A 24,923-nucleotide genomic window follows, 5' to 3' on the forward strand; every position below is an offset into this window, starting at 1 on the left:
AGGCACTCTCATCATGGGCGTCGGGTTACCCCGGCGCCGACCTTGACACTCTCGCGGGCACCATGCAGATGTTTTGTTACCTCCGGTTACTGATGTGGCTGGCGCCACTGTGCTGCATGCTGATGCTGGCAAACCTGACCGTGGCGGCGACCTCCGCCGAGGCGCGCAGTGACATGGTGCGCCAGACCGTGCTCGATATCCTCAGTTACACCCGCTGGCCCAGCGAGCCCGCCAGACTTCGGCTCTGCATCACGGCACCGACGGAATATGCGTCATCCCTTCTGACCATCGAACGGCAGGCCAATGGCCGACCGGTGGAGGTGCATCGCTACGACATGGGCGATGAGGCGCTGATCCAGCGCTGCGATGTCATCTATCTGGGGGTGCTGGCACCGGCACAGCGCCTCTCCCTGTTCGAGCGCCTGCGCGGTCACGCCATCCTCAGCATCAGTGAGCAGAGCCGCGAATGCATCGCCGATGCGGTCTTCTGTCTGCAGGCCGGGGAGGAGAGGGTGCGTTTTCGGGTCAATCTGGATGCGCTGGCCCGCAGCGGTGTGCGAGTGCACCCGGCCGTGCTCAAGCTAGCGCGAGCCGATGAGGAGGTGCGATGACGGTCCATCACGCCACTCCCCGGCTTACCCTGCGACAGAGTCTGGGGCGCACCCACATGATGATCTCCCTGACTGCCGTCTGCATGGCCGGGTTGTTTCTGACCGTCACGGCGCTGCTGGCGCTGCGCCTTTATGCGGATCACAACCTCAAGCTGGTGGCGCGGGCCATCAGCTACACCACTGAGGCGGCCGTGGTCTTCCATGACAAGGAGGCGGCACTGGATGCCCTGGAGACCATCACCTCCCGGGAAGACATAGCCAGCGCCAGCATAGTGCTGCCGGACGGCCAGGTGCTGGCGAGCTGGCGCCGGGACATCACTACCCCCTGGACCACCCTGGAGCAGCACCTGGCCCGCCTGATCCTGCCGGGGCCCGTGGCGCTCCCCATGGTGCGCGAGCACAAGGAGATAGCCAGGGTGCATCTGGTCGGTCACGGCCAGTACCTGTTGCGATTCCTATTGCAGACCTTGCTGGCTACCCTGGTGTGCCTGCTCATCAGTATTCTCGGGGCACTCCATGTGGCGCGCCGGATGCAACGCTCCATCACGGCACCCCTCAAGGCCCTGACCGAGGTGGCTTACAACGTCAGCCGCCAGCGGGCCCTCAAGGAGCGGGTGCCGGCGGCCAATATCGCCGAGCTGCACGAGCTGGGCGAGGATTTCAATTCGCTGCTCGATGAGCTGGAAGCCTGGCAGGCCCACCAGAAGCGGGAGAACGCCAGCCTGCTGCATCAGGCAACCCATGATCCCCTGACCGGTCTGCCCAACCGCGCTCTGTTCGAGGCTCGCATGGAGCAGGCCATCCTGGCAGGCAACAAGGGGCATGAAGGTTTTGCCCTGCTCTATCTGGATTGCGATCGTTTCAAGCAGATCAATGACAACCTGGGCCACAGCATCGGCGACGAAGTGCTGATCGCCGTGGCGCGGCGGGTGCAGCATCAGCTCAGGCCCCTGTATCTGGTCTGCCGGCTGGGGGGAGATGAGTTCGTCATCCTCCTGACCCCGATCCATGGGGAGGACGAGGTGCGCGAGGTGATAGGGCGAGTGCAGCAGGCCATGAACACCCCCGTGGTATTGAGTGACGGTCGCCATCTCGGGGTGGGGATCAGCATCGGCTCTGCCCGCTATCCCGAGCAGGGGAAGACGGCGGATGCCCTGCTGCAATGGGCAGACGACGCCATGTATCAAGCCAAACGACAACGCAGGGAGGAGAGAGAAACACGAAAAACGAGCACGTGAAGTTGAACCGGAAATAGTGAAAGGATGATAAGAATGCGCATGTTGAACCCGATCAAAGCGGGCCTGGTGGCACTGTTGCTGAGTGTGCTGGCGGCGTGCCAGAGCCCTCCCCAGGGGCTCACGGCGGAGCAGATCGCCGCCTTGAAGGAGCAGGGATTTCACCTGACCGACGAGGGATGGACCCTGGATATCTCCAACAAGGTGCTGTTCGCCAACAATGTGGGGGCCCTCAACCCCGAGACCCGCCAGGTGGTGGAGAAACTCGGCAAGGCCCTGATTGAGGTAGGACTGAACCGGGCCCGGGTGGACGGTCATACCGACTCCAACGGTGATGAGGCCTACAACCAGCAACTCTCCCTCAAGCGGGCACGGTCGGTGGCCGATGTCCTGGTGTCGGTGGGTATGCCACAGGGGAACCTGGATATCCGCGGCCGCGGAGAAGAGGCGCCCATCGCCGACAACGCGACCGCTGCCGGGCGAGCGGAAAATCGCCGGGTTGCCATCATCATCGGCAATGGCTGACCCCCGTCAGCCGGTATCGGCGCGGCGCTCCCGTCAGGAGCCTTGAATCAACCGCCCGATCCTGTGTGTGCCACCACTCTCCAGTGGGAGAGTGGCTCTCTTCCCTTGTTGTTTCACGCTCTCCTTGCCTGACGCGCTGTTGCCCTGATGGGGACAGAGTGACGGCTCAATCCTTCCCGACTTGATCCAGCACAAATACCTGCAACTGATATTCGTTATCATTTGCGTTATTTACGCAGGGTAACCCAGTGACGACTCTCCAGCTTTCTTCGACCATGACGGGGCTTTGTACCCCGGATCCCCTCAAATTCGCCTTCACCGCCAAGACGTCGGCCCATGCCAGCCGGGGAGGGACCGCCCCCCTGATGCTGGACGATGCCGGCTGGCAAGCCTGGTGGCAGCAGGAGAGCGAGGCCAAGGCCCGAGCGCTCTATATCCATATCCCGTTTTGCCGCAAGCGCTGCAGTTTTTGCAACTTCTTCGAAAACGGCGCCAATCCGGCGCGCATGAGCCGCTACATGGAGGCACTCTGCGGGTCGCTGCGCCAGGCAGCCGAGACGCCGCTTGTCCAGAGCCGGCCTTTCTCGGCGGTCTATGTGGGGGGTGGTACGCCAACCGACATGGCGGCGGGCGATCTCGCCCGCCTGGCCAGCGTCATCCGCCGTTTTCCCCTGACCGTGGATGCGGAACTGACCCTGGAGGGGCGACTCAACGGCTTTGATGACGAGAAGTGGCAGACGGCCCTGGCGGGCGGTTTCAACCGCTTCTCGTTCGGCGTGCAGAGTTTTGATACCCGCGTGCGCCAGCAGGCGGCCTGCTTCGATGACAGGGAGACCTTGCTGTCCCGGCTGGCGGCGCTGACCCGCCACAACGAGGCGGTGATCGTGGCGGATCTCATCTTCGGTCTGCCGGGGCAGGATGAGGCCGTGTGGCGCCAGGATATCGCGGATGTGATGGCGAGCGGGGTGCACGGGGTTGATCTCTATCAACTCATCTCCATGGCGGGCACCAACCTGGCGCGCGCCGACGAGAAAGGCACCCTGGGCTGGGCCGCCGATGGCCAGCAGCGGGCAGTCATGTATGCCGACGGGGCCCGGACGCTGGAGGCGGGGGGCTGGGAGCGGCTCTCCTGCAGCCACTGGCGGCGCACCGATGCCGAGCAGAGCCGCTATAACCAGATGGCCAAGTGGGGCGCCGAGATCCTGCCCTTCGGCGCAGGGGCGGGGGGCAACATTCACGGCCACGGCCTCATGTACGGCCGGGATCTGGCGCCCTGGCATGAGGCGCAGGCGGGGGGCGTGCGTGCTCCCGGCATGGTGATGAGGCCCAATCCTGATGCCCGTCTCGACGGGCTGCTGCGAGGGGGGCTCGACACCGGATGGTTGGCGTTGTCTCAATTGCCACAGGGGCTGGTCTCCCACTTGATGCCGCTCTTTGAGGCCTGGCAGCGACACGGGCTGGCACGGCTCTCGGCCGAGCGTCTCGCCCTCACCCTGGCGGGGCGTTTCTGGAACGTGAATTTGCAGGCCGGGTTGTTCGAGTATCTGAGGTGCAATCCACCGGGGGGGATCAAGGGGGGCGAGAAACCATCCGGCCACCCGGGCAAGATGGCCGGTCATGCCCGGGTATAACGGGCTATCGGAGCACAGAAAGGAGGCGGGGGCCTGGTGCAGGCCCCCGCTTTTTGTCAGCGGTTGTCGACCTCGTCCACCCGCACCCGCAGCGCTCCCTCTGCGAGGGTGGTGATCAGGATCTGGCCTTCATTGACCTGGGATGCGCGGCGGATCACCTCCCCGGAGGGGGTGCGCACGATGGCGTAACCGCGCCCCAGGGTGGCCAGCGGGCTGATGCTGTCGAGGCGGGCTCCCAGCATGGCGAGGCGGTGGCGGGCGAGATCCTGGCGTTTTGCGATGAGGGCATGGAGGCGCTCCTCGGCAAGCTGGTGACGACGTTTGCCGATGGCCAGCAGCTTTTCGGGGCTTCTGGCCTGCAGGCGCATGACGAGGCCCGCGAGGCGCCGCTCCCCCTGGTGCAGGCGATCACGCAGGTACTGCTGCAAGCGGCGGTCGAGCTCGTCGAGGCGCTGGGACTGCTGCTCCAGCCGTCGCTTGGGATCCTGATGATCGAGCCGCTTCTGCAGCAGGACGAAGCCATGGCGGGCGGCGACCTGGTGACGGCTCATGGCCTGGGTGAGCCGCTGGCGCAGGTGTACGAGGCGCTGGGCGCGGGTGCTCCTGTCCGGCGCGACCAGCTCGGCGGCGGCAGAGGGGGTGGGGGCACGAAGGTCGGCGGCAAAGTCGCTGATGGTGATGTCCACCTCGTGTCCTACGGCGCTCACCACGGGGATGGCGGAGCCTGCGATGGCCCGTGCCACCGCCTCTTCGTTGAAGCACCAGAGATCTTCAAGGGAACCGCCGCCGCGTCCGACGATGAGCACATCCACCTCGGCGCGGCGGTTGGCAAGCATGATGGCCGAGACGATCTGGGCGGTGGCGGCGCTCCCCTGCACCTGGGTCGGGTAGATGAAAACGGGCAAGTCCGGGGCGCGGCGTTCAAGCACCGTCAGCATGTCGTGCAGGGCGGCGCCTGTGGCGGAGGTGACCAGCCCGACGGCGCGGGGTTCCCGGGGCAAGGGGCGCTTGCGCCCTTCGTCAAAGAGCCCTTCGGCCCCGAGGCGGCGCTTGAGCTCTTCGAAGCGCAGGGCCAGCATGCCATCCCCGGCGGGCTGCATGGACTCGATGATGAGCTGGTAGTCGCCCCGGGGTTCATAGAGGGAGACTCGCGCCTGCACCAGCACCTGCATGCCATCCTGGGGACGGAACGGCACCCGGCGGTTGTTGCCCTTGAACATGGCGCAGCGCACCTGGGCCGACATGTCCTTGAGGGAGAAGTACCAGTGGCCGGAACTTGGCATCGCGAGGTTCGAGAGCTCGCCGGTGAGCCACACCAGCCCCAGATCCTGCTCCAGGATCATGCGCACGGCGCTGTTGAGGCGGGTGACGGTGAAGATCTGCTGTTGTCTGCTCTGACTGGCGGGTTCGAGGTGATTCAAGGCTGGCCCTGCTGTGGTGTCCGCCGGGGCGGGAGAAACGATGGGGGTCATCTTACCCCAGTTGCGCCCATCTGCCGAGCCATGGGCCCGGCAGATGACGCGGAGCCTAGGCTTGTGCCTTGGCCGGCTTGACGGCTCTGGCGGGGCTGGTCACCAGCCAGACCGCGAGGCAGACCAAGGCGCCGCCGAACACGAAGCCGCCGGTGAGGGTTTCCCCCAGCACCAGATAGCCCCACAAGATACCAAAGGGGGGGATGAGGAAGGTGACCGTGAGGGAGCGCAGGGGCCCGATGTCGGCGATCAGCCGAAAATAGATCAGGTAGGCGAAGGCGGTGCAGAGGAAGCCGACCGCCAGCACGCTGACCCAGACGTCAGGTTGGAGCCAGTCGACGGCGGGGCCGGTCGCCAGGGTGTAGCCGAAGAAGGGAAGCAGGAAGAGGACGGCCCCTATCTGGCTGCCAAAGGCCACCAGTTTGGCGTCCAGGCCTCCCCGCTCGGTGACCCAGCGTCTCGTCAGGAAGCCGGCGCAGCCATAGCAGGCGGTGGCGATGAGGCAGGCCAGCACCCCGATGGCCAGTTGGCCGCTCAGGTCGACCTCCCCGGTGGTGGTGATGAGCCCGATGCCCACCAGCCCCAGCATCACCCCGGCCCACTTTCGCAAGGTCAGCGCCTCGTGAAAGAAGGAGAAGCCGATGAGGGCGCCCATCAGGGGCGTGGTGGCGTTGAGGATGGCGGAATACCCTGCGGGCAGCCAGAGGGCCGCCACGGCATACATCAGGAAGGGGACGCCGGAGTTGATGATGCCAAGCACCATGATGGATTTGAGCTTGCCCTGAAACTGCATGGGGGTGCGCAGCAGCAGGAGCATGGCGGCGAGCCCGACGAGGGCGAAGAAGACTCGCAGGAAGGTGGTGTTGACCGAGCCGAACGCCGGCGCCGCGATGCGCATGAACAAGAAGCTGGCACCCCAGATGGCTGCCAGCGCGAGCAATCTCCCGTAATCCGATGGTCTCATCGTTTCTCCCTGACTGAACCGCCCTGTTGCCCGAGATGGCAAGGGGGATTGCATCATGGGGGCAAGTGTCCCCGATGGCAACGGCGCCGTGCAGGAGGCAGGGGCTGACCCTGTGCCCGAGGTGATCGCGGAGGGCGGCCATCTTGCTCTCCCCGATGGGGGCGCCCCTCACTTCTGCGCCAGGAAATGAAAGCGCTATCAATCACATACAGCCCATGACGAGGTCGGCAGTGGTCACATTTTGCGCGTATTGGCCATGAAATGGTCATGGGGGACTCTAGACTGGTCGGGCTCATCTGAAGGCGGGACGTTGCGGATGGGGGAATGCCGGGACACACCGGCATCACACACAAACAATGAAAATAAAGGACTATCAATGGCTAGATGGATACTCGCGGCCGGATTGTTGGGAACCCTGATCACGGCGCCGAGCACGGCGGCGGAGTGGTTCTTCCGGGGCACCGCGAATGGATGGGCGGCGACCGCCATGACGTCGACGGACGGCGTCAATTTTGATACCTGCCAGCGCTTCGTGAGCGGGGATGCCAGCGGCGGCCCGCGCTTCAAGATAGACAGGTACGGCAACTGGCAGCAGAGCTACCCGGCGGCCGACTACGGGGTCAATGCCAACACGGCGTACCAGATCCGCATCAACGCGAGCACCCAGGCGGTGAGCGCGACGGCGGTGGCCAGTTGCGAGGCCTCGGGGTTTGCCAGCACCTTGCCGCAGCTCAACGTGCGCGGCACCTTCAACGGCTGGGCCAGCCTCCCCATGACCCTGGTAGGGGATCACCTGTGGCAGGTGGAAGCCTACCTGGATGGCAAGGCGAGCCAGCGCCTCAAGTTTGATCAGGCTGGCGACTGGGCCGTCAACTTTGGCGACAGCAACGGCGACGGCGTGCTGGAGAAAAGTGGCGGCGACATCTTCTGGAGCACCGTGGGCACGGTGCGCATCCAGGTCAACGATCAGACCCTGGCCTACAGCATCACCCCCCTTGGGGATGACAACCAGCCGCCGCTCGCGGTCATTACCCCGGGGGGGACGGTGAACGTGACCCAGGGGGCGTCGCTCACCTTGAGCGGCAGCGACTCCACGGATCCCGACGGCCAGATCGCGAGCTATCTGTGGAGCAGCAGCGAGACCACGGAGAGCATTGTCGTCAACACCACCCAGACCGGCACCTTCACCTATGGCCTCACGGTCACCGACGATCAGGGCGCCAAGGGCAGCAGCAGCGTGAGTGTGGTGGTCGGGGCAGGACAGAGCAGCGACAGCTGGTACTTCCGGGGCACGGCCAACAATTGGGGGCTCACCCCCATGACCAGCGAGGATGGCACCACCTTCTGCACCGAGCAGGCCTTTGGCAGCAACAACCCCCGCTTCAAAATTGACCACAAGGGGGACTGGACCGAGGCGTATCCGGCCCAGGATTATCTGGTCAGCGCCAACACCAGTTATCGCATCTGCTTTGACAGCCTGCGCAAGGCCATCGAGGTGGAGACGCTGGCCGGGGCCGATCTGCAGGCCCCCACGGTGACGGCTACCCCGTCTCCGGGGAGTTATGTGGACAGTCAATCCATCACCCTGGGAGTGAGCGACGATCAGGACAGCGCCCCCGCCGTGCATTTCACGACGGACGGCAGCCAGCCCACCACGGCATCGGCCCGCTATGCAGGCCAGCCCCTGGTGGCGAGTGACAAGGGGAGCGGCACCGATCTGGTGATCCGCACCTTTGCCATCGACGCCAGCGGCAATCAGCGCGAGCAGCGCTTCGAGTACCGTATCGGCGAGCAGGGGGTGGCGAGCGGCGATTTTCGCGCCGAGAGCATCTACTTCCTGCTGACTGCCCGCTTCTATGATGGCGATGCCAGCAACAACTACTACAACCGGGATCGCTACAAAGCGGGGGATCCCCAGTGGCGTGGCGACTTCAAGGGGTTGATCGCCAAGCTCGACTACATCAAGGATCTCGGCTTCACCGCCATCTGGGTGACGCCGCCGGTGGAGAACCGCTCCGGCCTCGACTACCACGGCTACCATGCCTACGACTTCTACCGGGTCGATCCCCGTCTGGAGTCGCCGGGGGCGGGTTACCGGGAGTTCATCCAGGCGGCTCACGCCAAGGGGCTCAAGGTGATCCAGGATGTGGTGCTCAACCACTCGAGCCAGTACGGCCTGCGCGGCAAGACCTGGATCGATCGCCTGCCCGTCAAATACTACGTACCGGCGGGGTCGAGCCAGGGGCTCATCAACAATGGTCCCTATCAGGGCAATCTCGGGGATTACGCCAGCGCCAATCGCTGTGACGACGACAACCCGGCGGCGCCCGACTGGTACAAGGCCCGCTGCCAGTCCGATCCGGCGGGCACCCAGCCCCTGGTAGACCCCAAGACCGGCGCCACCGTGCCGAGCGCAGGCTACAACCCAAACCGCTTCTTCGGCATCGACGCCCAGACCCTGGATCCCGCCTGGTATCACCTGGACGGTTTCATGTCAGGCGGTGACTGGGAGAGCCCGCTCGCCCTGCAGCGCAAGCACATGGCGGGGGACTGCATCGATCTCGCCACCGGCAACCAGAACGTCAAGGACTACCTCAACGGCGCCATTCGTCAGTACCTCGACATGGGGGTCGATGCCATCCGTATCGATACCTTGAAGCACATCGAGCGGGACGAACTGCTGACCTATGTCCATGACTGGCAGGCCCACAAGCCGGGGCTGTTCGTCTTTGGCGAAAACCTGGTCAAGGGCACCGGCTGGGGCTCTGAGCTCGCCAACGACAATGCCTCGGCGGTGATCCGCCCCTGGTGGTATACCCGCACCACGCCGAACCCGGCCAATCCCCGTGCAGGGGGTGATTCCGGCCTCTCGGTGCTGGACTTCTCCCTCTTCTCCACCTTCCGTGACAACGTCACCCGGGGGAACTTTGGCGGGGTAGGGGGGATCTTCGCCATGGACTGGGTCTATGGGGATGCCACCAAGCTCATCACCTTCTTCCAGAACCACGACGTGGGGCCGGACAATGACTTCAAGTACCGCTACGGCGGGGAAGAGGGGAATGCGGCCATGACCTACAACCTGCTCTGGACGGCGCGGGGGATCCCGACCCTCTACTACGGGGAGGAGGTGATGTTCCAGGCGGGTAAGCCCCAGGACATCGACGGGGCCACCATGACGGTGGATCAGACCGGTCGTGCCTACTACGGGGAGGTGCTGGACAACCCCGCCACCCCGAGCCACCCGCTCTATCAGCACATCAAGCGCCTGAACCAGATCCGCAAGGCGGTGCCCGCCCTGCAAAAGGCGCCCATGAGCCAGGTGAACGAGTGGGGGAGCGGCATCAGCTTCGTGCGTGATCTGAGCGCCCAAGGGAGCTACGCTGCCGTGGGCCTTGCGGCCAACTCGGCCCAGCAGATAAACCTGAGTGGCCTGAAGAACGGCACCTACACGGACGCGGTAACCGGTGCGAGCCAGAGCGTCAGCAACGGCAGCCTGAGCTTTGCGGTGCCCGCCTATTCGGCGCGGGTCTGGGTACTGAACGGCCCGGGCAAGGTGGGCGCGGACGGTAAATACCTCAAGTAAGGAAGCCCTGTCACAGGGAGCAGCGAGTCGGCCTTCGGGCCGACTTTTTTATTCTGCCTTCTGCCTATGCCTGAATGGATGCCCCATCCTGATGGGACTCTGGCTGCGGAGGGGCTGGTGAATGGGCAGACCTGTGGACTCGCGACCAGCACGCTCATGGGCAGGGGGCTAGAGGGAAGGGGAGTGGTGCATCCGCCGCCCGAGTCACTCCATGCTCTGCATATTGCAGTGCTCATGGCAGTGAGCAAAGCGGTGCCCATACCGCCTTTGCGCCGCGGTGCAAGGCAAACTGTGCCACTCGGTTGATCTATATTGGTGCAATTGCACTTTATTGGTGCGATCCATCCACATCCGCCCCTGGAGCCCGCCCCGAAGAAACACGCCGTATAGCCCTCGGGCTTACCCCATGACAGGCATCATCCATGCTGAAAAGCGGCATCGTATCGACATGATCTGCCGAAAAACCGGACTGTGAAGGGGATACCACGAGGCCTTTCTCGGTGACTCGGGTAAACATGCTGCGCCACCATGATGGCCGATCACTGAAGTAGTGCATTCGGTCTGCACATTGCGTATTTATCAGAATTTAAATCCGATTATTTATGGTATCGCGGACTCTTGTTTTGATTGGCGCTCTTTTTGCTGTGCCTTGTCATCCCCATGATGGCGACATCAGGGGGCGGGGGAGCGCAAGATTGGGGGTTGGGACGGCAAGGTGAATGGGTCGCCGCCATCAGCCCCAATGCGGCCTGGTTGTCGGGCAACGGATGCCACCATCAAATCGGATCTAAGGAGTCATATGGAAGGTGAAATGACCATGCAGCCAGCGGCCGCGGGCAGGGGGCTGGCCCATACCCTCAAGGACGATGTCTACGGCATGGTGCTCGGGGTCATGTTTATCGCCGTGGGGCTCAATCTGCTCAAGTGTTCCGGCATGATCACCGGCGGCATCGCGGGCATCGCCCTGCTGATCGCCCATGTCAGCACCCTGCCCATCGGCGTGCTCTTCTTCCTGGTGAACCTGCCCTTCATGGTGTTCTGCTACGTCACCATGGGGCGCGCCTTCACCCTCAAGACGCTGATCGTCAACGTCGCCCTCTCGGCGGCCACCCAGGCGGTGCCGCTGCTGCTGACGGTGAGCTATGTCCATCCCCTGTTTGCCGCCCTGGTGGGGGGAACCTTCATCGGCATGGGGGTCTTGTCTCTGGCGCGCCACAATGCCTCCGTGGGGGGCACCGGCGTGGTGACGCTCTGGCTGCAACGGCGCACCGGCATCAATGCAGGAAAGAGCCAGATGGTGCTGGATGTGCTGGTGTTTGCGCTCTCTCTGCTCACCCTGCCGCTTCCCCTGCTGCTCTGGTCAACCCTGAGTGCGCTGGCCATGAACGCCATGCTGATGAACTGGCACAAGCCGGGCCGCTATCAGGGGAACTGACCGCCGGTCTGGCTGACGGCTGTGAGTGGAAAAAAGGCCGTTCCGGGAGACTGGCGGCAGAAAGGGGCTCAACGGCAAAAAAGATCATCTTGTCGGGAAAAACGGCATGGTTACGGCTGAATTTATTGGTTTTTTGCCCTGTTGGTGGCGTTAAATCGGGCTACGCCATAAAAAATTCAAAAAACTTCTTTACCACTGCCCAATGCATGAGTAAAATTTGTCGGCAATATTTTACACCCCCACTCCTCAACGGTGAGATATTGCCATGCTCAGGATTGCCAAAGAAGCGCTGACCTTCGACGATGTACTGTTGGTTCCAGCCCACTCCACTGTTCTCCCCAATACCGCCGACCTGCGTACCAAGCTCACGTCTGCGATCACGCTGAATATTCCGATGATCTCCGCTGCCATGGACACAGTGACCGAAGCCCGTCTGGCTATCGCACTGGCCCAGGAAGGCGGTATCGGCTTCATTCACAAGAACATGTCCATCGAGCAGCAGGCTGCCGAAGTGCGCAAGGTCAAGAAGTACGAGAGCGGCGTGGTCAGCGACCCCGTTACCGTGCGCCCTGACATGACCATCGCCCAGATCAAGGAGCTGAGCCACAAGAACGGTTTCGCCGGTTACCCCGTGGTGACTGACGGCAACCAGCTGGTGGGCATCATCACCGGCCGTGACGTGCGCTTCGTCATCGATCTCTCCCAGACCGTCGAACAGATCATGACCCAGAAAGATCGTCTGGTGACCGTGCGTGAAGGGGCCCCTCGTGAAGAGGTGGTGGCCCTGATGCAAAAGCACCGCATCGAGAAGGTGCTGGTGGTCAACGGCGACTTCAAGCTCAAGGGCATGATCACCGTGAAGGACTTCCAGAAAGCCGAGCGCAAGCCCAACGCCTGTAAAGACGAGCGTGGCCGTCTGCGGGTCGGTGCCGCCGTCGGTGCCGGTGCAGGCAACGAAGAGCGCGTCGCCGCCCTGGTGGAAGCCGGTGTGGACGTGCTGCTGATTGACTCCTCCCACGGCCACTCCCAGGGCGTGCTGGATCGCATCAAGGCGACCCGTGAAGCCTATCCTGACCTGCAAATCATCGGCGGCAACGTCGCCACCGCCGCTGGCGCCAAGGCGCTGGTGGAAGCGGGTGTCAACGCCGTCAAGGTCGGTATCGGCCCGGGCTCCATCTGTACTACCCGTATCGTGACCGGCGTGGGCGTGCCCCAGATCACCGCCATCTCCGACGCCGTCGACGCCCTGAAAGGCACCGGCGTGCCGGTGATTGCCGATGGCGGCATCCGCTTCTCCGGCGACGTGGCCAAGGCCATCGCCGCGGGCGCAAGCTGCGTCATGGTGGGCTCCATGTTTGCCGGTACCGAAGAGGCGCCGGGCGAGATCGAGCTCTATCAGGGCCGCTCCTTCAAGTCCTACCGCGGCATGGGCTCTCTGGGTGCCATGTCCAAGGGCTCCAGCGACCGTTACTTCCAGACCGATAACGCCGCCGACAAGCTGGTGCCGGAAGGGATCGAAGGGCGCGTGCCGTACAAGGGCCGCCTCAAAGAGATCATCCACCAGCAGATGGGCGGCCTGCGCTCCTCCATGGGTCTGACCGGCAGCGCGACCATCGACGACATGCGCACCAAGGCCGAGTTCGTGCGCATCTCGGGCGCCGGGATGAAAGAGTCCCACGTTCACGACGTGACCATTACCAAAGAAGCCCCCAACTACCGGATGGGCTGATGAAACGGGGCTCTACGCCCCGTTTTTCCACCCTTTTTTTATCCCGTGCTTTTTGTGACAACATCAGCCTGATGCAGGAATAAAATGACTAAAGACATTCACGCCCACCGTATCCTTATCCTGGATTTCGGTTCCCAGTACACCCAGCTCATCGCCCGTCGCGTCCGTGAAATCGGCGTCTACTGCGAGCTGTGGGCCTGGGATGTAACCGAAGAGCAGATCCGCGAGTTCAACCCGAGCGGCATCATCCTCTCCGGCGGCCCGGAATCAGTGACCGAGGCGGGCAGCCCGCGCGCCCCCGAGTACGTGTTCAACGCCGGTGTGCCGGTGTTCGGTATCTGCTACGGCATGCAGACCATGTCCGAGCAGCTCGGCGGCAAGGTGCAGTCCTCCAACCTGCGTGAATTCGGCTACGCCCAGGTCGAAGTGCTGGGCCAGTCCGGCAAGACCAGCGCCCTCTTGCGCAACATCGAAGACGCCATTGCTGACAACGGCAATGCCCTGCTGGATGTCTGGATGAGCCACGGCGACAAGGTCACCGAGATCCCCGCCGGCTTCACCACCATCGCCCAGACCGCGACCTGCCCCCACGCCGCCATGGCCGACGAAGCCAAGCGCTTCTACGGCGTGCAGTTCCACCCGGAAGTGACCCACACCCGTCAGGGTGCCCGCATGCTGGAGCACTTCGTCAAGGACATCTGCGGCTGCGAGTGCCTCTGGACCCCGGCCACCATCATCGACGACGCCGTTGCCCGCATCCGCGAGCAGGTGGGTGACGACGAGGTGATCCTGGGCCTCTCCGGCGGCGTGGACTCCTCCGTGGTCGCCATGCTGGTGCACCGCGCCATCGGCGATCGCCTGACCTGTGTCTTCGTCGACAACGGCCTGCTGCGCCTGAACGAAGGCCAGCAGGTGATGGACATGTTCGGCGATCACTTCGGCCTGAACATCATCAAGGTCGACGCCGAAGAGCGCTTCCTCTCCGCTCTCGCGGGTATCGACGAGCCGGAAGCCAAGCGCAAGACCATCGGCCGCGTCTTCGTCGAAGTGTTCGACGACGAGTCCAAGAAGCTCAAGAACGCCAAGTGGCTGGCCCAGGGCACCATCTACCCGGACGTCATCGAATCCGCTGCCAGCAAGACCGGCAAGGCTCACGTCATCAAGTCCCACCACAACGTCGGCGGCCTGCCGGAAGAGATGAAGATGGGGCTGGTGGAGCCGCTGCGCGAGCTGTTCAAGGACGAAGTGCGCCGTGTCGGCCTCGAACTCGGCCTGCCCTACGACATGCTCTACCGTCACCCCTTCCCGGGTCCGGGCCTGGGCGTGCGCGTGCTTGGCGAAGTGAAGAAAGAGTACTGCGACCTGCTGCGCAAGGCTGACGCCATCTTCATCGAAGAGCTGCGCAAGGCCGACCTCTACAACCAGGTCAGCCAGGCGTTCGCCGTCTTCCTGCCGGTGCGCTCCGTCGGCGTCATGGGCGATGGCCGCAAGTACGACTGGGTCATTGCGCTTCGCGCCGTCGAGACCATCGACTTCATGACCGCCCACTGGGCTCACCTGCCGTACGACTTCCTCGGCCACGTGTCGAACCGCATCATCAACGAGATCAACGGCATCTCCCGCGTGGTGTACGACGTCTCCGGCAAGCCGCCTGCCACTATCGAATGGGAATAAGCGGTTAACGCCTCTCCCTGAGATCACGCAAAACTGTCAAAAAGGCGCCCTTGAGGCGCCTTTTCTTTTTCCAATCGTTTGCGAGAAAATTTTGCTCCTGGCGAAGGGGATAGAGGCCCTGTTGCCAACGTTGTCATGGTAAGTGCCCGAGTCGATAGGTAGAGCCTCATCTATCGCATCCACACAAGGCGGCAGGCTGTGGTTTCTCCGGGCAGGGGAAAGGCTTTGCTGCATAGCCTCTGAAGGCCATCCACGAGTGTTATGCCCAGAAAGGTAAGTGCCACTGTGTCCAGCATCAAACACTTCTTCAAAATCCCCCCAAGTGATAGCAGGCGCACCAGTTACCGTTTCAAATGCAAAACCACGGTGCCGCTGCCCAACCCGCTCCACGGGGAAGCCATGGTGCAGATCTTCCAATCCCTGGATGGGTCGGCTCATATCACCTCCATCACCCCGATCTGGGTGGGTTGCGGGGAGGGGGAGATCGCCTAACCGGTTTGCTCTAACAACCAGCAATAAGAAAGACGCCTTATGGCGTCTTTTCACCTCTGTTGGTTTGAAAGCACTATGGCGGCGAACCTTTGTCACGACGACCCGGATCTTGCTCACTTGTGCCATCGCGATGGCTCATCACGGCATCAGGAGATATCAGCGTTTTTTGAAGGGAGTGGGAAGGAAGTGGGAAGGGAGCGGGGCTGTGGCGCCGCTTTCCCAGGTGGTGGTGACCTGGGTTTGCAAGGGCAGTGCATGGAAAACAGTGCCACCGGTGTCGGCAGCACTGACGCAAAGCCTGGTGGGATAACGCTCTTTTAGGGGTTATCAGGCCAGGGCGGGGCTGGATGTAGCGGCGCAGGGCAGGGCGGCCAACTGTGCAAGGTGCTCGCCCAGAGAGACCCCGGCGCCGGTGGCGTTGACCGTCTCGAAGTAGTCGTGCCAGCCCGATGCGGCTATCCCCTGGACGAGGGCCTCGATGGCTGCGGCATCCGGCCCGCGCCAGATGGCGAAGAAGGGGTGGGGCGCACCATGGAGGGTGGCAGCATCGGTCTCGCCCAGGGCGATGGGCTCCACCCCGAGGGCGGCGAGGTTGGCCATGCCTGTGCCAATGGCCTCGAAGAACTGCTGACGAGCCGTCTGGCTCAATGCCAGCCAGGCGGGAGTGGGGGTGTAGAGCTCTGTCAGATAGTGGGTCATAGGGGTTCCTTCGGGAGTTGGCCCTTGCGCAAGGTGCGCAAGGCGCGTTGACAAATCCGGGTTGTCGCGGGACTGGGGCTTTCGCGAGACCAGCGCGCGCAGAGGTCAGTGACCCACTGTGGCCTGTCTTTGCTCGCATCGTTCAGCCAGTTGGCAACGGAGTCCTGCACATAGAGGGCGGGATCGGCCTTGAGGGGCTCAAGCAGCATCAGGGCCTGCTCCGGCGCTTGTCGCAGGGACGCAAGATGGGTACACCAGACGCCGCGGGGCCGGGTCGCTTCGCTGGCAAAGCGTCGCAGCCGCTCGGACGGCTCCGCCGTCAAGGGCACCAGGGCGGCAATGGCCGCCTCCAGCTGCGCAGCAATGGTCGTTCGCATTGCGAGCCAGGCCCACTCGCGCACCCCAAAGTGCGGGTCATCGGCGAGGGGGCGAATGAGGGCCAGGCGGTCGCTGAGCGACAGTCCCTCGCTCGCGCCCACCATGAAACAGGCCCAGCCCCGCACGGTATCGGAGGGATGACGGCTGAGCGCCGCAAGATCCCTCGTGCCGTTCTCGGCCAGGAGCAGCCTGGCGGCCAGTGCCATGCGCCGGGTAATGCCCTCCCCGGATGCGGCGTGCATCGATGCCAGCGCCTGGGGCCCGAGCGAAGGCAGGGTGCACTGCATCAGGGCGGCAAAATCCACCGCTAGGCATTCGGTCAGGTTGCTTGCCTCAGCCTCTCCCCGGTTGAGCTGGGCGAGGCGTGAGGGGGCGATATCCGTGATGCGGCTGCGTGTCATGGGTGCTCCTCTGTGGCGGCCTCAGTGCAGCCTGCCCGGGATGAGATGACATTGAGCCAGGCCCGCTTGAGCAGGGCGCTCAGGGTTTCCCGCTCTGCCTGATCGAACCCGGCAAACAGGGAGCCTATCCACTGGCTGTGCTCATCGAGCAGGTGCTGCGCCAGGGCCTGGCCCTGCTCTGTCAGGCGCACCGAGATCTTTCGCCTGTCCTGGCTGTCGCTGTGGCGAGCCAACAGGCCGTCCCGTTGCAGCCCGTCGAGCAGGCCGGTGATGGTGGCCCGTGTGACCCCCGCCTTGTCGGCAAGCTCGTGGGGAGCCAACCCTTCTGGCAGGTCGCGCAGCAAAAACAGCAGCACGAACTTGCCTTCGGAGAGGCGGTGAGGGGCCAGGCGCGCCGCGCACGCCTGATCGATGGCAGCGGCGAGGGTCAACACCTCAAAGCAGACGCGCATGTTTTGGGTGTCCGCGTGTCCGCGGCGCTCTGCATCCTCGAGCAGGGCGAGGTGTTTCTGTTCCAGCGTGATCATGATGGTGAGTCTCGAATGACTTTGTATGGCGCCATACTATATGGCGCCAATCAAATGTTCAACCACCCAAGCGCGCGACCGGAATGGTCCATGGCAACGGAGAGCGGGAGTGTGGCGATGGGGGGCCTTTGCAAGAGAAGGCGTTGCAAGAAAATCGGCCATCTTTGGCCGTCATTCCCTATAATGCCCCTCCTTTGTGGTCTGGGGGGAGTGTCCCGCAGTGAGCCACCGCAAGCCCGAATGTTGATAGAGACGATCCCATGCATACCCTGGAACAGCTTCGCGCAGGCGAACTCTGCGGCGCCCGCCACCTCAAACTTGCTGAAAACCTCGCGGTGTTCCCTCCCGAGATCCTGAGCCTCAAGGAGACCCTGGAGGTGCTGGATCTCACCGGCAACCAGCTGAGCGAGTTGCCTGACGCGCTGGCCGAATGCAAGAAGCTGCGCATCCTCTTCTGCTCCGAGAACAACTTCACCGAACTGCCCGAGGTGCTGGGGCGCTGCCCTGCGCTCACCATGGTGGGCTTCAAGGCCAACCGCATCGCGACCGTCCCGGCCACCTCCCTGCCCGCCAGATTGCGCTGGTTGATCCTGACCGACAATGCCATTGAACGACTGCCGGACGAGCTGGGGCAGTGTGACGCCCTGCAAAAGCTGATGCTCTCTGGCAACCGGCTACATGAGCTTCCCGAGACGCTTGCCGGTTGCCACCGTTTGGAGCTTTTGCGCATCGCCGCCAACCGCCTGCCAGCGCTGCCGAGCTGGCTGCCCTCGATGCCGCGTCTGTCCTGGCTGGCCTTTGCGGGCAACCCATTCTGTGATGAGCAGGCGTGTCTGAACGGCACATCGGAGCTCACTACCGAGATCCCCTGGCAGGCGCTCTCACTGGGGGATGTGCTCGGGGAGGGAGCATCCGGCGTCATCTATCGCGCCGAGTGGGCGGGTGCCGAAGGGCCCGGGGCGGTGGCGGTCAAGCTCTTCAAGGGGGCCGTCACCAGCGATGGCTTGCCCCTGAGCGAGATGACTGCGTCCCTGGCCGCCGGTCGTCATCCAAACCTGGTCGGTGTGATGGGGAGAGTGAGCGATCATCCCTCCGGCATCCCGGCACTGGTGATGCCCCTGATAGACCCCGCCTTCGCCACCCTGGCGGGCCCCCCGAGCCTGGACTCCTGCACCCGGGATGTCTATGGGGAGGATCTGAACTTCACCCCGGCCCAGGTGATGGCCATGGTGCAGGGGGTGGCTGCGGCCGCCCGGCACCTGCACGAGCGGGGCATCCTCCACGGCGATCTCTACGCACACAACCTGCTGTACTCCTTGCAGCCCGCGATGCCTCACTCGTCGCAGGAGGCGCCGGGCCGGGTGCTGCTCGGGGACTTTGGTGCCGCCTCCTGTTACGACCGCGCCGATGAGGTGCTGGCCGGGCGGCTGGAGCGCCTGGAAGTGCGGGCCTTTGGCTGCCTGCTGGCCGAGCTGCTGGCGCGCTGTAATGGGGGCGACGCCGACCTTGACCCCCTTCATCGACTGGCCAGAGAGTGCGGCTTTGAGGTGCCTTCCCGGCGACCCACCTTCGCGCAGATCCTGACCCGGCTGGCAGCGATGGCGACAAGCCTGCCTGGGGTCGTGGCCTGAGGCCTGCCCATCGTGGGCGTTCTCTTGCACAGGGGCGGGATCATGGGGCTTGCGCCACTTCGGTGAAGTTGTGATAGTGATGCACCATTGCAGATGACGAGAGGAAGATGATGGAAGCGGCATTTTGGCACCAGAAGTGGAAAGAGAACCGGATTGGCTTTCATCAGGCAGATTTCAACCGCTGGCTGCAATCCTGGTGGTCGGCCCAGCAAGGGAGCGACCCCGTGCTGGTGCCCCTTTGCGGCAAGTCCCGGGACATGCTCTGGCTGCGTGAGCAGGGGCATCCGGTGGATGGCTTCGAGCTCTCCGAGCTCGCCATTACCCAGTTTTTTGACGAGAACAACCTGAGTGCAGAGAGAAGCGAGGTGGGTCCCTATCAGTGCCACCGGCACGAGGATCTGCGCATCTATCAGGGGGACTTCTTCGCCGCTCCGGAGCTTGGTCAGCGTTATCGCCTGGTCTATGACAGGGCGGCCCTCATCGCCTTGCCGGGCGCCATGCGCCGCCAGTATGCCGCCCTGATGAGCCGCCTGGTGGAGGCGGGAGGGCAGGTGTTGCTGGTGACCCTCGAGTATCAGCCCGAGCAGCAGCTACAGCCGCCGTTCTCGGTGGGGGAGATGGAGGTGCGCACCCTGTTTGAGCGCGACTTTGGTGTCGAGGTGCTGGGCCGGGGGGCTGAGCTGGATCACCCCAGGGTGCTCTCGGGGCAGCTCTCCTATTTCGACGAGGTGGCTTACCGGCTTATCCGCCGGGGCTGAGGAGGGCGCGAGGCCGCTGCCAACGAGGGAAGTGGCGCTTGTTTTACCTCCTTTGACATAGATCAACGTGGAAAATCAGGGAAATGCCTAAGATGAGGCTGTTTCTCAATCACTGCTGGTGCCGACCGATGAGCTCTGGTTTGAACGCCGGTCGAACATCAACCCAGTGTCTGATTTTCACGCTCATGTTCACTTTTGGCGGCTCTGGTCGCAATTGATTATGGTTTTTCCAGCCGACCCCACAGGGTCGGCTTTTTATTGCCTGCGCGTTGCCAACAGGGGAGGTCAGCCTTCGAAGGTGGCGGCGTTGAGCCGAAATGCCCGTGGATCGTCGATAAACTGGCCGGTGATCCGCTCGTCATGTTCGTGCCCCTGACCATAGCTGCAGAGGATCAGCCGATCGGAGGTGCGCGATCGCAGCTGGGTGATAAAGCGCACCAGATCGGCGCGGCTCAACTTGCCCACCTCGTCGCAGACCCGTTCCCGCTGATCAAACCCCAGATCCTTGTTGCCGATGCTGACCCAGAGCCGCTGGCCGCGGCTGCGCAGGTTGGCATCCCGCTCGCTCAACTGGGCTTGCAGCCCCGCCTTGCTCTCTTGCCACTGTTGCTCGGTAAATTCGAGCATGGCGAGCGGGAAGAGGTCGATAAACTCCTCCACCGCATCGAGCAGGATCTGCGGTCCCGCCACCGGCGACTGGATATAGAAGATCAGCCCCGGATGGCGATTGAGAGGCAGGTTGCCGGCGCCCACCACATACCCCAGTTGCTGGCGGGTGCGCAGCTCGTGAAAGAAGGTAGAGGACATGATGTGGTTCGCCAGGGTAAAGCAGGCGAGATCCCGCGCCCGGGTGGTGCGGGACTGGTAGTAGACCAGCAGCGCCGAGTCCTCGTGATCGCACCCCTGCTCGCGAATGAGGGTGCCTCTGTCCTGGATGGAGATGAGGGGGCGGCGGGTCTCGGCGCTGGGCTGGCTGTTGGCACCGAGGTGGCGCTCCAGCAGGGCCGCGAGTTCGAGGGCCTCGGCGGCCGTCCAGTCTCCGTGTACCAGGGCCTCCAGATGCACCCTGGCAAAGAGCTCGGAGACGAAGCCGGGCATCTCCCCGAGTTCGACGGTGCGCAGGTGGCGCAACAGCTGCTCGAAGGGCGGGTTGTTGGGTTGCAGCAAACTGGTGAGCTGGTTGAACAACTGGGAGATGGGGCGGGTCTTGGACTGGTTCTCCCAGTTGCGGATAAGCTGCTCCTTGATCTCGCTAAAGCGGGCCGGATCCGGATACCCCAGGGTGCGGTTGCCGAGGATCATGTCGAGCAGCAGCGGTTGCTTGTCGGCAAAGCCGCTGAGGTTGATGGTAAAGCCCCCCTGATGGGCATAAATCTGGTAGCCAAGGCCCGCGAGCTCCGCCGGGTAGGTGAGGGCGTTGAGGTGATCCGTGAGCAGTTCCACGGCCAGACGCGCCATGGCGATGTGACGCGGGCTCTTGACCGCATGTTCGCTGTCGACGGAGATATAAAGGCTGCCCTTGGGCACGCTGAACTGATGCTCATGCAGGTGCCAGAGCCGGAAACCGGGCCTGTCGATGAGGCAGGACGGCATGTCGGCGGGCAGCGCCGGCAGACGGGCGTCGAGGCGGGTGCTGATGAAGGGGTTGGGCGCCGGCAGGTGCAGGGCGGGATCCGGTTCACTCTGCTGCCAGCGGATCTTCTCGGCCTCGCTGATGCTCTGGACGCTGTAGGGTGTCTGGTACCAGCGGGCGAGGCGATCCGTGCTCGCTTCCGGGGCCTGGATGGTCACCCGCAGGTTGTGGGGGGTCAGCTTGGCGAGGAAGCGCCGGATCAGCGGCTCATCGAACTCGCGCATCATGTAGTCGCCGTAGAGCAGATCGTCCGGCCCGTAGCTGAACAGGTTGAGCACGAGGCCGGAGACGGTGTCGAGGGCCCGGCCCCGCTCCTGGAAGCGGAAGGCGGATTCCAGCACGCTGCGCTTCTCCTCATAGCGCCAGGCCTGCACCCCGCCCCGCTCGATGAGCTTCAGATAGCCAAACAGGGCGGCGATGATCTCGTCTACATGCTCAAGCCCAAGGGGGGTGAGGCCAAAGCTCACGCCAAAGTCCTTGAAGTTGGCGCCGCTGATGCCGCCGCCGGCGGCGAGCTGATTGACCCAGCCCCGCCCCTTGAGCAGGGAGAGCAGGCTGCCTTCCCCCTCATAGCCGATGAGGTGGCTCAGGAAGGTGAGGGGTTTTTTGTCGTAATACTCATCCACGCACGGCAGCGGGAAGGTCAGCGCCAGCTTGCGGGTCTCCTTGACCGGGGTCAGCTGGATGCGAATGCCGAGATCATCGAGCCGATAGAGAGGATGGCTCAGTACCGGAGGGCCGAGGCGGCGATCCGGAATGGCACCAAAGAAGCGATCACACCAGGCCAGCTGGGTCTCGATGGGTGCCGGTGAAAGCATGACCAGCGCCATGCGATCCGCACTGTAGTGGGTTTCGTAGAACGCAATGAGATCCGAACGCAGATCCCGGCCGGGGAGATCCGCCAGGGTGTCGAGGTTGCCCACCGAGAATTTGGAGAAGGGGTGGTCCGGATTGACCGTCTCCTTGTGCACCTGGTAGCTGCGGCGCACGTCGTCCTGCAGCTTGAGGCGGTACTCGGAGTCCACCGCGTTGCGCTCCTTGTCGACCCACTCCGGTGCAAAGGTGGGGCAGATGAAGAACTGGGAGAACCGGTCGAGCCCCGCCTCGAAGAAGCCGTTGTCGATGTCGAAGAAGAAGTTGGTGAACTCGGTACCGGTCCAGGCGTTGTTGCTGCCCCCGTGACGGCTCATGAATTGCTGGTACTCACCGGGTTTGGGGTAGGTGCGGGTACCGAGAAACAGCATATGCTCGAGGAAATGGGCCATGCCCTGGCGATCGGCAGGATCGTCGAAGTGGCCGGTATTCACCGCCAGGGAGGCGGCGGATTTGTCGGTCTCGGGATCACAGATCAGCAAGACCCTGAGCCGATTTGCCAGCTCCAGATAGTGATACCGCCGATGGTCATTGGGACTGGCATATGGGCTCATTGGGGAGGGGCTCGCGGTGAATTTATTTGAATTTAAACATGATTATCGACCCCGCTATCTTGCGAGGCAAACCCTTTTCTGAGAGGTGGCGCAATTGTTTCCCCCGGCATGGCGGGGTAAGATCCCCCCGCTATTTAAACAGGCCCCCTGGGCGAGGTTGTAATGAAAATCTACATCATGCGTCATGGCCAGGCTGGCATGAACGCAAAGACTGATGAACAGCGTCCACTGACCGAGCAAGGCATCGAAGAGTCCATCCACATGGCGGGCTGGCTGGCTCCCCAATTGGCAGGCTCCCTGAACCTGGTGATCCACAGCAACTATCTGCGTGCCAGACAGACCTGGCAGGCCATCGCCCCCGTGTTGCCCAAGGCCCTCAAGGTCGAGGAGAGCGGCGACATCACCCCCTACGGGGATCCGGCTTTCGTGGCAAGCTACCTCACGGAGCTGGCGGCGGAGCATGACAACATCCTTATGGTCAGCCACCTGCCGCTGGTGGGGTATCTGGTCCAGAGTCTCTGCCCGGCGGCAGGGGCCCCCATGTTCGCGACGTCCGGGCTGGCCTGCATCGAATGGCAAGATGGCAAAGGAGTCTTGCTCTGGCTGGAAGGACCGCATACAATACGGTAAAAGTTAATAATAAGTTACAGTTTGGTTTTTTGGGGAAGAGAGAGTCGAATTTTCCGGTTTTTTATATAAATTTAACGGAATTATTTCGCATAAGCTGCTGTCATACGGATACAACTTCAAGAGGTTGCAAACGATGAGAGTGTTCAAGAAGTACCTGCCACTGATGGTGGCAAAACATGTCAAAACCTTCTTCAAGGGGCGGATTTACATCCACGGCAGGGGGCGCTTCGATTTCCAGTCGGGCTTGCTGATGATGCCATTGCAAGCCGACATTCCCCATCGCCAGACGGTGCTCGAGGTCAATGAACTGATTTCAAGGCTCCACATGGATGCCGCCTGAGGCGCCTCAGGCTGACCCTGGTCCCCCTCATGCCCGCCCCTGTGCGGGCATGATTGTTGATGGCGCCTGGGCGCGGTGCCAACCGTTCGCGTCATGGCGCTTCTTCCTGCGTTGGCAGGCTTGCTTATCCTGATTGCCTCTCTATACTCGCGCGCAATACCCGCCTTTTTATTCTGGATATCGCAATGCCCCTTGCCTTCCTGTTTCCCTTCTCCTGCATGGCCATCTGGGCCGGCAATGGCATCGTCAGCAAGCTGGCGGTCGGGGTGTTGTCTCCTGCGGCGCTCGCCTGGTCGCGCTGGATGGTGGCGGCCCTGGTGCTGACCCCGTTTCTGGCTCACCGGGCCTGGCGCGAGCGTCGCAAGCTGCGGGCCGGTTTCTCGAAGCTGGCGGTGCTGGCCCTGCTCGGCATGGTCTTGAACCAGACCTTTGGCTATTACGCGGCCCAGACCCTGGGGGCTACCGAGATTGGCCTGATGATGGGGCTGACCCCCTTGATGACAGTGCTGCTCAGCATCTGGTTGCTGCGCGAGCGGCCCACCTGGGGGGCGCTGCTGGGAGGCGCCATCTCCATTCTGGGGCTGGCGATTTTGTTGGGGCAGGGGGATCCGGCCCGGCTGCTGACCCAGGGCATCCATATCGGTTCCGTTTACATGCTGCTCTCGGCGGCCACCTATGCGCTCTACAGCGTGCTGCTCAAGCGCTGGGATCTGGGGCTGGACAACTGGTCCATGCTCTACGGTCAGGTGCTGTGCAGCCTCCTGTTCCTCACCCCCTTCTATCTGCTGGTGGACGGGCACTGGCCCGATGGCAGCGCCCTCTGGCTCATCTTCTATGCGGGGATCCCGACCTCGGCCCTTTCGCCCTGGCTCTGGATGCAGGGCATTGCCCTGCTCGGGGCGAGCCGCACCGCCATCTTCATGAACCTGTTGCCGGTCATGACGGCAGCCCTTGCCATCAGCTGGCTCGGGGAGCGGCTCACCAGCTATCACCTCATCGGTGGCGGCATGACCCTGATGGGGGTGCTGCTGGCGCAGTTGCTGGTCAGGCCCGTGACGGTGCGAAGGGGCGCCCGGCTTGCAGTGGCGGGCTGTCAGGAAAAGTAGGAGAAAAAGACCGCCCTCGAGGCGGTCTTTTGGTTCGGTGCC

The 24,923-nt window shown here is 63.2% G+C and carries 20 protein-coding genes; 14 read left to right on the top strand and 6 right to left on the bottom strand.

The genetic code is table 11. The annotated features are described in order from the left end of the window. The first annotated feature begins 68 nt into the window (after positions 1-68). From J9889_RS01180 to hutW, 4 genes are all read left to right on the top strand, one after another. Entirely contained in the window at positions 69-611 is a 543-nt protein-coding gene (locus J9889_RS01180) for a YfiR family protein (RefSeq protein WP_223932167.1), read from the top strand. Further along, on the top strand, positions 608-1,849 hold the full coding sequence (locus J9889_RS01185) for a diguanylate cyclase (protein ID WP_210555832.1): 1,242 nt from the start codon (positions 608-610) through the stop codon (positions 1,847-1,849). The genes J9889_RS01180 and J9889_RS01185 overlap by 4 nt, the downstream gene beginning before the upstream one ends. Before the next feature lie 33 nt (positions 1,850-1,882). Then, positions 1,883-2,371 carry an OmpA family protein gene (locus J9889_RS01190; RefSeq protein WP_010674543.1) on the top strand — a complete coding sequence of 163 codons (489 nt, stop codon included), beginning with the start codon at positions 1,883-1,885 and terminating at the stop codon, positions 2,369-2,371. Between the two features lie 275 nt (positions 2,372-2,646). Beyond that, positions 2,647-4,002, top strand: coding sequence for a heme anaerobic degradation radical SAM methyltransferase ChuW/HutW (gene hutW / locus J9889_RS01195; protein WP_210555844.1), 1,356 nt, complete (start codon positions 2,647-2,649; stop codon positions 4,000-4,002). Between the two features lie 56 nt (positions 4,003-4,058). Here the strand turns inward: hutW and xseA are convergent, their stop codons facing one another. Together xseA and J9889_RS01205 are read right to left on the bottom strand one after the other, a co-directional pair. Beyond that, positions 4,059-5,423, bottom strand: coding sequence for an exodeoxyribonuclease VII large subunit (gene xseA, locus J9889_RS01200; RefSeq protein WP_210555833.1), 1,365 nt, complete (start codon positions 5,421-5,423; stop codon positions 4,059-4,061). Between the two features lie 106 nt (positions 5,424-5,529). Next, positions 5,530-6,438: a DMT family transporter gene (locus J9889_RS01205; protein WP_210555834.1), complete on the bottom strand. Its 909-nt coding sequence runs from the start codon at positions 6,436-6,438 to the stop codon at positions 5,530-5,532. Between the two features lie 376 nt (positions 6,439-6,814). Between J9889_RS01205 and J9889_RS01210 the strand changes: the two genes are divergently transcribed. The 5 genes from J9889_RS01210 to J9889_RS01230 all read left to right on the top strand — a co-directional run bounded on the left by J9889_RS01210 (position 6,815) and on the right by J9889_RS01230 (position 15,351). After that, positions 6,815-10,021 (top strand): alpha-amylase family glycosyl hydrolase, encoded by a 3,207-nt coding sequence (locus tag J9889_RS01210; protein ID WP_246878010.1) that lies wholly within the window; start codon positions 6,815-6,817, stop codon positions 10,019-10,021. 799 nt (positions 10,022-10,820) lie between these two features. Next, entirely contained in the window at positions 10,821-11,456 is a 636-nt protein-coding gene (locus J9889_RS01215; RefSeq protein ID WP_210555835.1) for a YitT family protein, read from the top strand. A gap of 265 nt (positions 11,457-11,721) precedes the next feature. Continuing rightward, complete coding sequence (gene guaB, locus J9889_RS01220) at positions 11,722-13,185, top strand: IMP dehydrogenase (RefSeq protein WP_113977327.1); 1,464 nt, start codon at positions 11,722-11,724, stop codon at positions 13,183-13,185. 84 nt (positions 13,186-13,269) lie between these two features. Beyond that, positions 13,270-14,859 (top strand): glutamine-hydrolyzing GMP synthase, encoded by a 1,590-nt coding sequence (gene guaA / locus J9889_RS01225; RefSeq protein WP_010674550.1) that lies wholly within the window; start codon positions 13,270-13,272, stop codon positions 14,857-14,859. A 285-nt stretch (positions 14,860-15,144) separates the two neighbouring features. Continuing rightward, positions 15,145-15,351: a hypothetical protein gene (locus J9889_RS01230; protein WP_049637176.1), complete on the top strand. Its 207-nt coding sequence runs from the start codon at positions 15,145-15,147 to the stop codon at positions 15,349-15,351. 327 nt (positions 15,352-15,678) lie between these two features. Here the strand turns inward: J9889_RS01230 and J9889_RS01235 are convergent, their stop codons facing one another. Genes J9889_RS01235 through J9889_RS01245 form a run of 3 tightly spaced genes read right to left on the bottom strand, consistent with a single transcriptional unit; the run spans position 15,679 to position 17,356 of the window. Next, a complete protein-coding gene (locus J9889_RS01235; protein ID WP_045524762.1) occupies positions 15,679-16,050 on the bottom strand; it encodes a DUF6616 family protein in 372 nt (123 codons plus the stop codon). Further along, positions 16,047-16,829: a HEAT repeat domain-containing protein gene (locus tag J9889_RS01240; RefSeq protein ID WP_052814498.1), complete on the bottom strand. Its 783-nt coding sequence runs from the start codon at positions 16,827-16,829 to the stop codon at positions 16,047-16,049. The genes J9889_RS01235 and J9889_RS01240 overlap by 4 nt, the downstream gene beginning before the upstream one ends. Continuing rightward, complete coding sequence (locus J9889_RS01245) at positions 16,826-17,356, bottom strand: MarR family transcriptional regulator (protein ID WP_052814499.1); 531 nt, start codon at positions 17,354-17,356, stop codon at positions 16,826-16,828. Before J9889_RS01245 ends, J9889_RS01240 begins: the two co-directional genes overlap by 4 nt. Positions 17,357-17,616: 260 nt before the next feature. On the opposite strand from J9889_RS01245, the gene J9889_RS01250 reads away from it, so the two are divergent. Continuing rightward, positions 17,617-18,987 carry a leucine-rich repeat-containing protein kinase family protein gene (locus J9889_RS01250; RefSeq protein ID WP_052814500.1) on the top strand — a complete coding sequence of 457 codons (1,371 nt, stop codon included), beginning with the start codon at positions 17,617-17,619 and terminating at the stop codon, positions 18,985-18,987. A gap of 110 nt (positions 18,988-19,097) precedes the next feature. After that, complete coding sequence (locus tag J9889_RS01255) at positions 19,098-19,745, top strand: thiopurine S-methyltransferase (RefSeq protein ID WP_010674558.1); 648 nt, start codon at positions 19,098-19,100, stop codon at positions 19,743-19,745. Between the two features lie 285 nt (positions 19,746-20,030). Here J9889_RS01255 and J9889_RS01260 read toward each other — a convergent pair whose 3' ends face one another. Next, positions 20,031-22,805: an insulinase family protein gene (locus J9889_RS01260; RefSeq protein ID WP_010674559.1), complete on the bottom strand. Its 2,775-nt coding sequence runs from the start codon at positions 22,803-22,805 to the stop codon at positions 20,031-20,033. 162 nt (positions 22,806-22,967) lie between these two features. Between J9889_RS01260 and sixA the strand changes: the two genes are divergently transcribed. The 3 genes from sixA (at position 22,968) to J9889_RS01275 (ending at position 24,881) form a co-directional block, all read left to right on the top strand. Further along, positions 22,968-23,435, top strand: a complete 468-nt coding sequence (gene sixA, locus J9889_RS01265; protein ID WP_010674560.1) for a phosphohistidine phosphatase SixA — start codon at positions 22,968-22,970, stop codon at positions 23,433-23,435. A gap of 133 nt (positions 23,436-23,568) precedes the next feature. Continuing rightward, positions 23,569-23,775: a DUF1107 domain-containing protein gene (locus tag J9889_RS01270; protein WP_005324080.1), complete on the top strand. Its 207-nt coding sequence runs from the start codon at positions 23,569-23,571 to the stop codon at positions 23,773-23,775. 185 nt (positions 23,776-23,960) lie between these two features. Further along, positions 23,961-24,881: a DMT family transporter gene (locus tag J9889_RS01275; RefSeq protein WP_010674561.1), complete on the top strand. Its 921-nt coding sequence runs from the start codon at positions 23,961-23,963 to the stop codon at positions 24,879-24,881. The last annotated feature ends 42 nt before the right edge of the window (positions 24,882-24,923 follow it).

This window comes from Aeromonas sp. PrichA-15, assembly GCF_017939245.1.
In the GTDB taxonomy this organism is placed as follows: domain Bacteria; phylum Pseudomonadota; class Gammaproteobacteria; order Enterobacterales; family Aeromonadaceae; genus Aeromonas; species Aeromonas caviae.